The sequence below is a fragment of the Bacillus stercoris genome (assembly GCF_029772985.1).
GTDB classification, from domain to species: domain Bacteria; phylum Bacillota; class Bacilli; order Bacillales; family Bacillaceae; genus Bacillus; species Bacillus stercoris.
Genome location: NZ_CP121861.1, coordinates 1219750 through 1233673 on the forward strand (window position 1 = coordinate 1219750; position 13924 = coordinate 1233673).

6 protein-coding genes, 21 tRNA genes and 2 rRNA genes are annotated in these 13924 nt (G+C 47.0%); 28 read left to right on the forward strand and 1 reads right to left on the reverse strand.

What is annotated here, in order from left to right:
• Positions 1 to 58: 58 nt before the first annotated feature.
• The 28 genes from QA442_RS06290 (at position 59) to glgP (ending at position 13330) form a co-directional block, all read left to right on the forward strand.
• A 23S ribosomal RNA gene (locus tag QA442_RS06290) occupies positions 59 to 2986 on the forward strand.
• 134 nt (positions 2987 to 3120) lie between these two features.
• Positions 3121 to 3236, forward strand: a 5S ribosomal RNA gene (gene rrf / locus QA442_RS06295).
• Positions 3237 to 3258: 22 nt separating this feature from the next.
• A tRNA-Val gene (locus QA442_RS06300) sits at positions 3259 to 3334 on the forward strand.
• A 31-nt stretch (positions 3335 to 3365) separates the two neighbouring features.
• Positions 3366 to 3441 (forward strand) — tRNA-Thr (locus tag QA442_RS06305).
• 37 nt (positions 3442 to 3478) lie between these two features.
• A tRNA-Lys gene (locus QA442_RS06310) sits at positions 3479 to 3554 on the forward strand.
• 10 nt (positions 3555 to 3564) lie between these two features.
• Positions 3565 to 3651 (forward strand) — tRNA-Leu (locus QA442_RS06315).
• 5 nt (positions 3652 to 3656) lie between these two features.
• Positions 3657 to 3731 (forward strand) — tRNA-Gly (locus tag QA442_RS06320).
• A gap of 14 nt (positions 3732 to 3745) precedes the next feature.
• Positions 3746 to 3831, forward strand: a tRNA-Leu gene (locus QA442_RS06325).
• A gap of 9 nt (positions 3832 to 3840) precedes the next feature.
• Positions 3841 to 3917: transfer RNA gene (locus QA442_RS06330), tRNA-Arg, on the forward strand.
• A 15-nt stretch (positions 3918 to 3932) separates the two neighbouring features.
• A tRNA-Pro gene (locus QA442_RS06335) sits at positions 3933 to 4009 on the forward strand.
• A 5-nt stretch (positions 4010 to 4014) separates the two neighbouring features.
• Positions 4015 to 4087 (forward strand) — tRNA-Ala (locus QA442_RS06340).
• Positions 4088 to 4108: 21 nt separating this feature from the next.
• Positions 4109 to 4185, forward strand: a tRNA-Met gene (locus QA442_RS06345).
• Positions 4186 to 4187: 2 nt separating this feature from the next.
• Positions 4188 to 4264: transfer RNA gene (locus tag QA442_RS06350), tRNA-Ile, on the forward strand.
• Positions 4265 to 4270: 6 nt separating this feature from the next.
• Positions 4271 to 4363: transfer RNA gene (locus tag QA442_RS06355), tRNA-Ser, on the forward strand.
• 17 nt (positions 4364 to 4380) lie between these two features.
• Positions 4381 to 4457 (forward strand) — tRNA-Met (locus tag QA442_RS06360).
• Positions 4458 to 4468: 11 nt separating this feature from the next.
• A tRNA-Asp gene (locus tag QA442_RS06365) sits at positions 4469 to 4545 on the forward strand.
• A gap of 12 nt (positions 4546 to 4557) precedes the next feature.
• Positions 4558 to 4633 (forward strand) — tRNA-Phe (locus QA442_RS06370).
• Between the two features lie 20 nt (positions 4634 to 4653).
• Positions 4654 to 4729 (forward strand) — tRNA-His (locus QA442_RS06375).
• A gap of 10 nt (positions 4730 to 4739) precedes the next feature.
• Positions 4740 to 4813, forward strand: a tRNA-Gly gene (locus QA442_RS06380).
• Positions 4814 to 4828: 15 nt separating this feature from the next.
• Positions 4829 to 4905, forward strand: a tRNA-Ile gene (locus tag QA442_RS06385).
• A gap of 12 nt (positions 4906 to 4917) precedes the next feature.
• A tRNA-Asn gene (locus QA442_RS06390) sits at positions 4918 to 4992 on the forward strand.
• 3 nt (positions 4993 to 4995) lie between these two features.
• Positions 4996 to 5086: transfer RNA gene (locus tag QA442_RS06395), tRNA-Ser, on the forward strand.
• Between the two features lie 30 nt (positions 5087 to 5116).
• Positions 5117 to 5188 (forward strand) — tRNA-Glu (locus QA442_RS06400).
• A gap of 230 nt (positions 5189 to 5418) precedes the next feature.
• Positions 5419 to 7302, forward strand: coding sequence for a 1,4-alpha-glucan branching enzyme (gene glgB, locus QA442_RS06405; RefSeq protein ID WP_095432504.1), 1884 nt, complete (start codon positions 5419 to 5421; stop codon positions 7300 to 7302).
• Positions 7299 to 8441, forward strand: a complete 1143-nt coding sequence (locus tag QA442_RS06410; protein WP_069840203.1) for a glucose-1-phosphate adenylyltransferase — start codon at positions 7299 to 7301, stop codon at positions 8439 to 8441. Before glgB ends, QA442_RS06410 begins: the two co-directional genes overlap by 4 nt.
• Positions 8442 to 8464: 23 nt before the next feature.
• A complete protein-coding gene (gene glgD, locus QA442_RS06415; RefSeq protein WP_095432503.1) occupies positions 8465 to 9496 on the forward strand; it encodes a glucose-1-phosphate adenylyltransferase subunit GlgD in 1032 nt (343 codons plus the stop codon).
• The gene (glgA, locus tag QA442_RS06420; RefSeq protein WP_095432502.1) at positions 9493 to 10947 is read left to right on the forward strand and encodes a glycogen synthase GlgA; all 1455 of its coding nucleotides are present in this window, start codon (positions 9493 to 9495) and stop codon (positions 10945 to 10947) included. Before glgD ends, glgA begins: the two co-directional genes overlap by 4 nt.
• The gene (gene glgP, locus QA442_RS06425) at positions 10934 to 13330 is read left to right on the forward strand and encodes a glycogen phosphorylase GlgP (RefSeq protein WP_069840201.1); all 2397 of its coding nucleotides are present in this window, start codon (positions 10934 to 10936) and stop codon (positions 13328 to 13330) included. Before glgA ends, glgP begins: the two co-directional genes overlap by 14 nt.
• Before the next feature lie 30 nt (positions 13331 to 13360).
• Here glgP and QA442_RS06430 read toward each other — a convergent pair whose 3' ends face one another.
• Positions 13361 to 13828: a TspO/MBR family protein gene (locus QA442_RS06430; protein ID WP_095432501.1), complete on the reverse strand. Its 468-nt coding sequence runs from the start codon at positions 13826 to 13828 to the stop codon at positions 13361 to 13363.
• Between the last annotated feature and the right edge of the window lie 96 nt (positions 13829 to 13924).

The following is a 13924-nucleotide window of genomic DNA, read 5'->3' on the forward strand; positions in this document are numbered from 1 at the left end:
ACAGTAGACATCACATTCAATTAGTAATACAAGATATCACATAGTGATTCTTTTTAACGGTTAAGTTAGAAAGGGCGCACGGTGGATGCCTTGGCACTAGGAGCCGATGAAGGACGGGACGAACACCGATATGCTTCGGGGAGCTGTAAGCAAGCTTTGATCCGGAGATTTCCGAATGGGGAAACCCACCACTCGTAATGGAGTGGTATCCATATCTGAATTCATAGGATATGAGAAGGCAGACCCGGGGAACTGAAACATCTAAGTACCCGGAGGAAGAGAAAGCAAATGCGATTCCCTGAGTAGCGGCGAGCGAAACGGGATTAGCCCAAACCAAGAGGCTTGCCTCTTGGGGTTGTAGGACACTCTGTACGGAGTTACAAAGGAACGAGGTAGATGAAGAGGTCTGGAAAGGCCCGCCATAGGAGGTAACAGCCCTGTAGTCAAAACTTCGTTCTCTCCTGAGTGGATCCTGAGTACGGCGGAACACGTGAAATTCCGTCGGAATCCGGGAGGACCATCTCCCAAGGCTAAATACTCCCTAGTGACCGATAGTGAACCAGTACCGTGAGGGAAAGGTGAAAAGCACCCCGGAAGGGGAGTGAAAGAGATCCTGAAACCGTGTGCCTACAAGTAGTCAGAGCCCGTTAACGGGTGATGGCGTGCCTTTTGTAGAATGAACCGGCGAGTTACGATCCCGTGCAAGGTTAAGCAGAAGATGCGGAGCCGCAGCGAAAGCGAGTCTGAATAGGGCGCATGAGTACGTGGTCGTAGACCCGAAACCAGGTGATCTACCCATGTCCAGGGTGAAGTTCAGGTAACACTGAATGGAGGCCCGAACCCACGCACGTTGAAAAGTGCGGGGATGAGGTGTGGGTAGGGGTGAAATGCCAATCGAACCTGGAGATAGCTGGTTCTCTCCGAAATAGCTTTAGGGCTAGCCTCAAGGTAAGAGTCTTGGAGGTAGAGCACTGATTGGACTAGGGGCCCCTACCGGGTTACCGAATTCAGTCAAACTCCGAATGCCAATGACTTATCCTTGGGAGTCAGACTGCGAGTGATAAGATCCGTAGTCGAAAGGGAAACAGCCCAGACCGCCAGCTAAGGTCCCAAAGTATACGTTAAGTGGAAAAGGATGTGGAGTTGCTTAGACAACCAGGATGTTGGCTTAGAAGCAGCCACCATTTAAAGAGTGCGTAATAGCTCACTGGTCGAGTGACTCTGCGCCGAAAATGTACCGGGGCTAAACGTATCACCGAAGCTGCGGACTGTTCTTCGAACAGTGGTAGGAGAGCGTTCTAAGGGCTGTGAAGCCAGACCGGAAGGACTGGTGGAGCGCTTAGAAGTGAGAATGCCGGTATGAGTAGCGAAAGAGGGGTGAGAATCCCCTCCACCGAATGCCTAAGGTTTCCTGAGGAAGGCTCGTCCGCTCAGGGTTAGTCGGGACCTAAGCCGAGGCCGAAAGGCGTAGGCGATGGACAACAGGTTGATATTCCTGTACCACCTCCTCACCATTTGAGCAATGGGGGGACGCAGGAGGATAGGGTAAGCGCGGTATTGGATATCCGCGTCCAAGCAGTTAGGCTGGGAAATAGGCAAATCCGTTTCCCATAAGGCTGAGCTGTGATGGCGAGCGAAATATAGTAGCGAAGTTCCTGATTCCACACTGCCAAGAAAAGCCTCTAGCGAGGTGAGAGGTGCCCGTACCGCAAACCGACACAGGTAGGCGAGGAGAGAATCCTAAGGTGATCGAGAGAACTCTCGTTAAGGAACTCGGCAAAATGACCCCGTAACTTCGGGAGAAGGGGTGCTCTGTTAGGGTGCAAGCCCGAGAGAGCCGCAGTGAATAGGCCCAGGCGACTGTTTAGCAAAAACACAGGTCTCTGCGAAGCCGTAAGGCGAAGTATAGGGGCTGACGCCTGCCCGGTGCTGGAAGGTTAAGAGGAGCGCTTAGCGTAAGCGAAGGTGCGAATTGAAGCCCCAGTAAACGGCGGCCGTAACTATAACGGTCCTAAGGTAGCGAAATTCCTTGTCGGGTAAGTTCCGACCCGCACGAAAGGCGCAACGATCTGGGCACTGTCTCAACGAGAGACTCGGTGAAATTATAGTACCTGTGAAGATGCAGGTTACCCGCGACAGGACGGAAAGACCCCGTGGAGCTTTACTGCAGCCTGATATTGAATGTTGGTACAGCTTGTACAGGATAGGTAGGAGCCTTGGAAACCGGAGCGCCAGCTTCGGTGGAGGCATCGGTGGGATACTACCCTGGCTGTATTGACCTTCTAACCCGCCGCCCTTATCGGGCGGGGAGACAGTGTCAGGTGGGCAGTTTGACTGGGGCGGTCGCCTCCTAAAAGGTAACGGAGGCGCCCAAAGGTTCCCTCAGAATGGTTGGAAATCATTCGCAGAGTGTAAAGGCACAAGGGAGCTTGACTGCGAGACCTACAAGTCGAGCAGGGACGAAAGTCGGGCTTAGTGATCCGGTGGTTCCGCATGGAAGGGCCATCGCTCAACGGATAAAAGCTACCCCGGGGATAACAGGCTTATCTCCCCCAAGAGTCCACATCGACGGGGAGGTTTGGCACCTCGATGTCGGCTCATCGCATCCTGGGGCTGTAGTCGGTCCCAAGGGTTGGGCTGTTCGCCCATTAAAGCGGTACGCGAGCTGGGTTCAGAACGTCGTGAGACAGTTCGGTCCCTATCCGTCGCGGGCGCAGGAAATTTGAGAGGAGCTGTCCTTAGTACGAGAGGACCGGGATGGACGCACCGCTGGTGTACCAGTTGTTCTGCCAAGGGCATCGCTGGGTAGCTATGTGCGGACGGGATAAGTGCTGAAAGCATCTAAGCATGAAGCCCCCCTCAAGATGAGATTTCCCATTCCGCAAGGAAGTAAGATCCCTGAAAGATGATCAGGTTGATAGGTCTGAGGTGGAAGTGCGGCGACACATGGAGCTGACAGATACTAATCGATCGAGGACTTAACCACATTTTGAATGATGTCATACCTGTTATCTAGTTTTGAGAGAACACCTCTCTAAAGGCGGACAAGGTAAGGAAACTCCGCTAAGGGCTCTCACATCCTGTGAGAAACGCCCAGTACCTTCATCCTGAAGGCATTTGTTTGGTGGCGATAGCGAAGAGGTCACACCCGTTCCCATACCGAACACGGAAGTTAAGCTCTTCAGCGCCGATGGTAGTCGGGGGTTTCCCCCTGTGAGAGTAGGACGCCGCCAAGCAATTGCACGTTAGTGCAATTATGGAGGATTAGCTCAGCTGGGAGAGCATCTGCCTTACAAGCAGAGGGTCGGCGGTTCGAGCCCGTCATCCTCCACCATTCTTTATTATACATATCGGTTTACATATATGCCGGTGTAGCTCAATTGGTAGAGCAACTGACTTGTAATCAGTAGGTTGGGGGTTCAAGTCCTCTTGCCGGCACCACTTTTATATGATATAATACTTAAGTCTCTTGTAAGAAGAGCCATTAGCTCAGTTGGTAGAGCATCTGACTTTTAATCAGAGGGTCGAAGGTTCGAGTCCTTCATGGCTCACCATTTACATGTTGCGGATGTGGCGGAATTGGCAGACGCGCTAGAATCAGGCTCTAGTGTCTTTACAGACGTGGGGGTTCAAGTCCCTTCATCCGCACCATTTCTGCGGAAGTAGTTCAGTGGTAGAACACCACCTTGCCAAGGTGGGGGTCGCGGGTTCGAATCCCGTCTTCCGCTCCAACTATACCATCCACGCCGGGGTGGTGGAATTGGCAGACACACAGGACTTAAAATCCTGCGGTAGGTGACTACCGTGCCGGTTCAAGTCCGGCCCTCGGCATTAAGTTTTGCGCCCGTAGCTCAATTGGATAGAGCGTTTGACTACGGATCAAAAGGTTAGGGGTTCGACTCCTCTCGGGCGCGCCATGATCTATATGAAATCGGGAAGTAGCTCAGCTTGGTAGAGCACATGGTTTGGGACCATGGGGTCGCAGGTTCGAATCCTGTCTTCCCGACCATTCCTGGGGCCTTAGCTCAGCTGGGAGAGCGCCTGCTTTGCACGCAGGAGGTCAGCGGTTCGATCCCGCTAGGCTCCACTTGGTTTCTAAAAAATATTTGGCGGTGTAGCTCAGCTGGCTAGAGCGTACGGTTCATACCCGTGAGGTCGGGGGTTCGATCCCCTCCGCCGCTACCAATGGACCTTTAGCTCAGTTGGTTAGAGCAGACGGCTCATAACCGTCCGGTCGTAGGTTCGAGTCCTACAAGGTCCACCACTATACGGAGGAATACCCAAGTCTGGCTGAAGGGATCGGTCTTGAAAACCGACAGGGGTGTCAAAGCCCGCGGGGGTTCGAATCCCTCTTCCTCCGCCATACATATTTCCAATCATCGCGGGGTGGAGCAGTTCGGTAGCTCGTCGGGCTCATAACCCGAAGGTCGCAGGTTCAAATCCTGCCCCCGCAACCAAATTTTAAAATGGTCCGGTAGTTCAGTTGGTTAGAATGCCTGCCTGTCACGCAGGAGGTCGCGGGTTCGAGTCCCGTCCGGACCGCCATTTAAATACTTAGGCTCGGTAGCTCAGTTGGTAGAGCAACGGACTGAAAATCCGTGTGTCGGCGGTTCGATTCCGTCCCGAGCCACCATTTTATCAATATATATTTTGGCGGTTGTGGCGAAGTGGTTAACGCACCAGATTGTGGCTCTGGCATTCGTGGGTTCGATTCCCATCAATCGCCCCAAATAAAAATTGCGGGTGTAGTTTAGTGGTAAAACCTCAGCCTTCCAAGCTGATGTCGTGGGTTCGATTCCCATCACCCGCTCCATTTCTATATCGTCATGGGCCTGTAGCTCAGCTGGTTAGAGCGCACGCCTGATAAGCGTGAGGTCGATGGTTCGAGTCCATTCAGGCCCACCATGACTTTTATATTCCACAGTAGCTCAGTGGTAGAGCTATCGGCTGTTAACCGATCGGTCGCAGGTTCGAATCCTGCCTGTGGAGCCATATGGAGAAGTACTCAAGTGGCTGAAGAGGCGCCCCTGCTAAGGGTGTAGGTCGTGTAAGCGGCGCGAGGGTTCAAATCCCTCCTTCTCCGCCATATGATTACAAATATAAATTTATAATTGTCGGCCCGTTGGTCAAGCGGTTAAGACACCGCCCTTTCACGGCGGTAACACGGGTTCGAATCCCGTACGGGTCATCCAAAAGCCTTGCATATCCTGCAAGGCTTTTTTATTTTTATCAATCATGGATATGTCATAAGCTTCGTTCTATTTTAAAACACGCAACAAAAATCTCCATATATTTCGTTTTTCTTCAGAAAATGAAGTTAATTGTCTATAAGTATAAGCGCTTTCAGGAAAGGGCTTTTTTTTATTTCTTCGAATAAATACTATAAATGAAAACTATGATGTCAGAAAGGATGATTACATGGCCGCTGCCAGCCCTACAGCACATGATGTTTATCTTTTTCACGAAGGCAGTCTGTTTAAAAGCTATCAGCTGTTTGGCTCGCATTTTCGTGAGCTGAATGGCACAAGCGGATATGAATTCTGTGTGTGGGCGCCCCATGCGTCGGAAGTACGAGTGGTTGGGGATTTTAACAGCTGGTCGGGAGAACAGCATGTGATGCACAGAGTGAATGATAATGGCATTTGGACGTTATTTATTCCGGGTTTAGGAGAAAAGGAACGATATAAATATGAAATCGTGACGAATTGCGGTGAGATTAGGCTGAAGGCAGATCCATACGCCATTTATTCAGAAGTCAGACCAAACACAGCGTCACTTACTTACGATTTGGAAGGGTACAGCTGGCAAGATCAAAGATGGCAAAAGAAACAGAAGACTAAGACGCTGTATGAGAAACCTGTTTTCATTTATGAACTGCATCTCGGGTCTTGGAAGAAGCATTCTGATGGCAGGCATTACTCCTATAAAGAGTTAAGTCAGACACTTATTCCGTATATCAAAGAGCATGGGTTTACCCATATTGAACTGCTTCCGGTGTATGAGCATCCATATGATCGTTCCTGGGGCTACCAAGGAACGGGGTATTACAGCCCGACAAGCAGGTTTGGCACACCGCACGATCTGATGAGGTTTGTTGATGAATGTCATCAACAAAATATCGGAGTCATTTTAGATTGGGTTCCTGGACATTTTTGTAAAGATGCACATGGCCTTTATATGTTTGATGGAGAACCGCTTTATGAATACAAAGAAGAACGAGATCGGGAGAACTGGCTATGGGGCACGGCAAATTTTGACCTGGGAAAACCAGAAGTTCATAGTTTTTTAATTTCGAATGCGTTGTACTGGGCGGAATTCTATCATATAGATGGATTTAGGGTTGATGCAGTGGCTAATATCTTGTATTGGCCAAATCAGGATGAACGCCACACGAATCCATATGCTGTTGAATTTTTAAAAAAACTCAATCAAACCATGAGAGAGGCATATCCACAGGTGATGATGATCGCGGAAGATTCTACAGAATGGCCTCAAGTGACAGGTGCCGTTGAGGAAGGGGGGCTTGGTTTTCATTATAAATGGAATATGGGATGGATGAATGACGTACTGAAATACATGGAGACGCCGCCTGAAGAAAGGCGGCATTGTCATCAGCTTATCTCTTTTTCATTACTGTATGCGTTTAGTGAACATTTTGTGTTGCCGTTTTCTCATGATGAAGTCGTATACGGAAAAAAATCACTTCTTAATAAAATGCCTGGCGACTACTGGCAGAAATTTGCCCAGTATCGGCTTTTGCTGGGCTATATGACAGTGCATCCCGGAAAGAAATTGATCTTTATGGGATCAGAGTTTGCCCAATTTGATGAATGGAAAGATACAGAACAGCTTGATTGGTTTTTGGACTCCTTCCCCATGCATCAGAAAGCCAGCGTTTTTACGCAAGATCTTCTCCGCTTTTATCAAAAAAGCAAAATCCTTTATGAACATGACCATCGTGCACAATCGTTTGAATGGATTGATGTCCATAATGACGAACAATCAATCTTTTCTTTTATTCGCTATGGCAAAAAGCACGGTGAGGCGCTTGTCATCATTTGTAATTTTACACCCGCGGTCTATCATCAATATGATGTTGGAGTTCCTTTTTTGACCCAATACATCGAAGTGCTGAACAGTGACAGTGAAACATATGGAGGCTCAGGACAAATCAATAAAAAGCCGTTAGCGGCCAAAAAGGGTGCTCTTCATCATAAACCATGTTATATCACGATGACCATCCCCCCTTACGGCATCTCGATTTTACGGGCGGTTAAAAAAAGAGGAGAGATAAAAAGATGAAAAAACAATGTGTAGCCATGCTCCTTGCCGGCGGGAAGGGCAGCCGTCTCAGCGGATTGACAAAAAATATGGCCAAACCGGCTGTATCTTTCGGGGGAAAATACAGGATTATTGATTTCACCCTAAGCAACTGTTCCAATTCAGGCATAGACACAGTCGGGATTTTAACACAATATCAGCCGCTTGAGCTGAATTCCTATATTGGAATTGGCAGTGCATGGGATCTTGATAGATATAATGGCGGAGTGACGGTTTTACCTCCTTATGCCGAGTCATCAGAAGTCAAATGGTATAAAGGGACGGCAAGCGCCATTTATGAAAATCTCAATTATTTGAATCAGTATGATCCTGAGTATGTACTGATTTTATCAGGGGATCACATATACAAAATGGACTACGGCAAAATGCTGGACTTTCACATTGAAAAGAAAGCAGATGTGACCATCTCTGTCATCGAAGTGGGCTGGGAGGAAGCAAGCCGGTTCGGGATTATGAAGGCCAATCCAGATGGGACGATCACACAATTTGATGAAAAGCCCAAGTTCCCTAAGAGCAATCTTGCCTCAATGGGAATTTATATCTTCAATTGGCCGCTTTTGAAACAGTATCTTGAGATGGACGATCAGAACCCTTATTCTAGCCACGACTTCGGCAAGGACATTATTCCTCTGCTTTTGAAGGAGAAAAAGAAGCTTTCCGCTTATCCGTTCAAAGGATATTGGAAGGATGTCGGAACAGTGCAGAGCTTGTGGGAAGCCAATATGGATTTATTAAAAGAGGACTCGGAGCTGAAGCTGTTTGAACGCAAATGGAAAATTTACTCCGTCAATCCAAATCAGCCCCCGCAATTTATTTCATCTGATGCACATGTTCAAGATTCGCTTGTGAACGAAGGTTGTGTTGTGTATGGAAATGTGTCTCACTCCGTTCTTTTTCAAGGTGTGACTGTCGGTAAGCATGCGACTGTCAAATCATCCGTCATCATGCCGGATGTGACGATTGGGGAGCATGTAGTGATTGAAAATGCCATCGTTCCTAAGGGGATGGTGCTCCCGGATGGTGCAGTGATTCGCTCCGAAAAAGACATTGAAGAGGTGCTGCTCGTTTCAGAGGAATTTGTAGAAAAAGAATTGATTTAATTACTGAACAGGGGGCAGAATCAGTGTTCAATAATCAAATGTTAGGTGTTATAGATGAAACCACATATAAGCATTCTCTTCAGGATTTAACAGCACAGCGGTCGCTTGGGGCGATTCCTTTTGCCGGCAGATACCGTCTGATTGATTTTATGCTTTCCAACATGGTGAATGCGGATATTAGGAGTGTTGCCATTTTTCCGAAGTATCGTTACCGTTCGCTCATGGATCACCTTGGGGCAGGTAAGGAATGGGATTTGCATCGGAAAAAGGACGGTCTCTTTTTTTTCCCGTCTCCCCATCTTCATCACGAATACGATGAATTCGGTTCCTTTCGCCAGTTTTCGGACCATCTAGATTACTTCCACAGAAGCACGCAGCAATATGCGGTTATCTCCAACAGCCATACCGTATGCAACATTCAATTTCAATATGTGCTGAAACGCCATCAGGAGGTTGGCTGCGATGTCACCGAGGTATTTCAGGACGGCCAGTCGCTGCAAATCTATATCATGTCTACAACACTTTTAAAGGAGCTGATCTACGGACATAGCGAAAAAGGCTATAAAACCATTCAGGAGGCTGTTGAAAAAGAATCGTCCGCCTTGACCATTTGCCCTTATGAATATTCAGGTTATGCCGCTGTTATTGATTCGGTGGAAAAATATTATACCCACAGTATGGAACTCATTCAGCCTCGTTTTTGGCAGCAGGTGTTTTTGCCGCAGCAGCCGATCTACACAAAAGTGAAGGATGAACCGCCGACGAAATACGGAAAACACAGCACTGTCAAAAATTCTTTGGTGGCAAACGGCTGTGTGCTTGAAGGAGAGGTTGAAAACTGCATTTTGTTCAGGGCGGTCCATGTCGGAAAGGGTACGAAGCTGAAAAACTGCATTATTATGCAAAAAACGCAGATTGGTGAGGATTGTCTTCTTGAGCAGGTCATTTCGGATAAGGACGTTAAAATCGGCAAGGCGACGGAAGCTGCTGGAACAGCTGACCAGCCGCTTGTATTAAGAAAAGGTTTGGTGCAAGGAGAGCTGATGAATTCTTGAAGATATTATTTGCTGTGTCAGAATGCACCCCATTTGTGAAATCAGGAGGTCTTGCCGATGTAGCAGGTGCTCTGCCAAAGGCACTTGCACGATTAGGCAATGAAGTAGCTGTGATGCTGCCGAAGTACAGCCAAATACCTGAACCGTGGAAAAAGCGTATGAAAAAACAGGCTGAGTGTACGGTAGCTGTCGGCTGGCGGCAGCAATATTGCGGAATTGAACATATGGCAGAGGATGATGTGAATTATTACTTCATCGACAATGAGTACTATTTCAACAGGGATTCGTTGTATGGGCATTATGATGACGGTGAGCGGTTTGCCTTTTTTTCAAGAGCTGTGCTGGAGGCTGCCAAAGTTGTGAATGTTCCAGCCGATATTGTTCATACTCACGACTGGCATACAGCGATGGTCAATTATTTGCTGAAGGAGGAATACAGAAAACATCCTTTTTATGAACGCATGAAAAGCGTGCTCACGATTCACAACTTACAGTTTCAAGGCATATTCCCTCCTGATGTCACACATGACTTGCTGGATCTTGAGATGGATCATTTTCATTATGAAAGGTTAGAATGCAACGGATTTGTTAATTTTATGAAGGCGGGCATCATTGCGGCTGATCATGTGACGACTGTGAGCCCTACTTACAGAAATGAAATCTTGACGCCGTATTATGGTGAGCAGCTGGAACAGGTTTTGCAATATAGGGAAAATGATGTAACGGGCATATTAAATGGCATTGATGATACGTTCTATCAGCCGAAAAGCGATCCTTATATAGAGGCGCAATACGACTCGGAACATCTTGCATGCAAGATGGAAAACAAAACGAAGCTTCAGCGGCGAATGGGGCTTCCAGAGAAAAACGATATTCCGCTGATCAGTATGGTGACAAGGCTCACTAAACAAAAGGGGCTTGATCTTGTCCGCAGAATTATGCACGAGCTTCTTGAGGAGCAAGACATACAGCTGGTTGTGCTGGGGACAGGAGAACGTGAATTTGAAGATTATTTCCGGTATGCAGAATTTGCTTTTCATGAGAAGTGCCGAGCTTATATTGGGTTTGATGAGCCGCTTGCCCACCAAATTTATGCGGGATCTGATATGTTTTTGATGCCGTCGAAATTTGAGCCGTGCGGCTTGGGGCAGCTCATTGCTCTTCAATATGGCGCCATTCCCATTGTTAGAGAAACGGGCGGACTTTATGACACTGTCCGTTCATATCAGGAGGAAGAGGGGACGGGCAATGGTTTTACATTTTCCGCCTTCAATGCGCATGACCTGAAATTTACGATTGAAAGGGCGCTGTCGTTTTATCGCCAACAGGATGTATGGCAGAGCATCATGAAGACCGCAATGAATGCAGATTACAGCTGGGGGAAGTCGGCTAAAGAGTATCAGCGCATTTTCGAGCATGTGACAAGGAGTGGACGGGATGTTCTCGAGTAAAGAACGCTTTGCAGATTTATTTTTAAAGCGCCTGGAAATGACGTGCGGAAAAAGCTTTAAAGATTCTGCCAAGTTGGATCAATATAAAACGTTGGGCAATATGGTCAGAGAGTATATCAGTGCAGATTGGATCAAGACGAATGAAAAAAGCAGATCCAATTCCGGGAAGCAGACATATTATTTATCAATCGAATTTCTGCTCGGTCAGCTCCTTGAACAAAACTTAATGAATCTCGGTGTTCGTGATGTTGTAGAAGCTGGTTTAAAGGATATCGGCATCAATTTAGAGGAGATCCTTCAGATAGAGAACGATGCTGGTCTCGGCAACGGCGGGCTTGGCCGGTTGGCCGCTTGCTTTTTAGATTCTCTTGCTTCGTTGAACCTGCCGGGGCACGGGATGGGCATCCGTTACAAGCATGGCTTGTTTGAGCAAAAAATTGTAGACGGGCATCAGGTGGAGCTGCCTGAGCAATGGCTGAAAAACGGGAATGTATGGGAAGTAAGGAATGCGGATCAGGCAGTTGACGTTCCGTTTTGGGGCGAAGTCCATATGACAGAAAAAAGCGGGCGCCTGCATTTTCGCCACGAACAAGCGACAATTGTTACCGCTGTTCCTTATGATATCCCGATCATCGGCTATGAAACAGGCACTGTCAACACGTTAAGGCTTTGGAACGCCGAGCCCTATGCGCATTATCACGGCGGTAATATTTTGTCTTATAAGCGGGAAACAGAAGCGGTTTCTGAATTTTTATATCCCGATGACACCCATGACGAGGGGAAAATTTTACGTCTGAAGCAGCAGTATTTTTTGGTATGCGCAAGCTTAAAAAGCATTGTAAACAATTACCGAAAAACGCATAAATCTTTATCCGGCCTGCATAAAAAAGTGAGCATTCATATTAATGACACTCATCCTGCGCTTGCGGTGCCTGAGCTGATGCGGATTTTGCTCGATGAAGAGGACATGAGCTGGGAAGAAGCTTGGCATATCACTGTACATACGATCTCTTATACGAATCATACAACATTGTCAGAAGCGCTTGAGAAATGGCCGATTCATTTGTTTAGGCCGCTGCTCCCGCGCATGTATATGATTATTGAAGAGATCAATGAAAGGTTTTGCCGCGCAGTTTGGGAAAAGTATCCGGGAGACTGGAAAAGGATAGAGAACATGGCGATTACAGCGCATGGTGTTGTCAAAATGGCTCATCTGGCCATAGTAGGCAGTTACAGTGTAAATGGTGTTGCAAAAATTCATTCCGATATATTAAAGGAAAGGGAGATGCGTGACTTTCACTTGCTGTTCCCGAATCGTTTTAACAATAAGACGAATGGGATTGCCCACAGGCGCTGGCTGTTAAAAGCGAATCCAGGCTTGTCTGCCATCATTACAGAGGCGATCGGCGATGAATGGGTGAAACAGCCGGAATCACTGATCCATTTAGAATCGTACGCCTCTGATCCTGCATTTATTGAACAGTTTCAAAACAACAAAAGCAAGAAAAAACAAGAGCTTGCCGATTTGATTTTTTGCACGGCAGGGGTGGTTGTGAACCCTGACAGCATATTCGACGTCCAGGTGAAACGGCTTCATGCATATAAACGGCAGCTGTTGAATGTTCTTCACATTATGTATTTGTATAACCGCCTCAAGGAGGACGCTGGGTTTTCAATCTACCCGCAAACCTTTATTTTCGGGGCAAAGGCTTCACCAAGCTACTATTATGCCAAGAAAATCATTAAGCTGATCCATTCTGTCGCAGATAAAGTCAATTATGATCCGGCGGTCAAACAGCTGATCAAAGTTGTTTTTTTAGAAAATTATAGAGTTTCTATGGCTGAGCGAATTTTTCCGGCATCAGATGTAAGTGAGCAAATTTCAACCGCAAGCAAGGAAGCGTCTGGTACAGGAAATATGAAGTTTATGATGAACGGCGCTTTGACGATCGGCACGCATGATGGCGCTAATATCGAAATCCTTGAGCGGGTGGGCCCTGATTGTATTTACACGTTCGGCTTAAAAGCGGATGATGTTCTATCGTATCAGGAAAACGGCGGTTATAGATCGAGAGAATATTATCAGCATGACCGGAGAATCAGGCAGGTAGTCGATCAGCTGATCAATGGTTTTTTTGAAGGAGAAGCAGATGAGTTTGAATCGATCTATGACTCGCTGCTTCCGCATAATGATGAGTATTTTGTACTGAAGGATTTCAGCTCATATGCAGATGCGCAAGAGCGAATTCAAGCTGATTATCGAGAACGAAGGAAATGGTCTGAGCGTTCGATTGTAAACATTGCTCATTCTGGATATTTCTCCAGCGACCGCACGATCCGGGAATATGCGAAGGACATTTGGGGCATCAAGCCGATGATATGAAAAAGCCGCTGTATAAGCGGCTTTTTTTGTTCACAGATTCATTGAATCGATGGTAAAGGATAAGAACGTCGCAAATGCACTCCATAAAAAATAAGGCAAAAGAAGATAGCTTGCGGCTCTGCTGTATTTTTTCGCAATGATCAGTAATACGATTGCTGTAATGGCGACAAGCAGGCAGTCAATCGATGCAGCCAGCAGATTTTTTTGCGTAAACTGGAAATAGCTGAATGCCTGATTGAGCACGTAATTTATTAAAAGCGCAAACCAAAAGCTTTTTGCACCTTTAAAAGAAAACGCAGCATATATAATGGCAGCTGAAAGGGAGATCAGGGCAAACAGAATGGCCCAAATGATGCCGATCGCAGATCCGCTTGGCGTCCACTCGGGTTTTTTTAATGAATTGTACCATTCTTGGTCAACAGGAAACAGGTATCCTGCGGCTGAAAACAGCGCGTATGTAATCACAAAAACTGCTATGGCGCCGAAAATCTTTTTCATGTTTGCACCCTCCGTATGTATTTATTTTACATTTATACTTACCCTTACCCTTTAGCTTATAAAGATCAAACCCCCGATATGCGGGGGAAATGATGG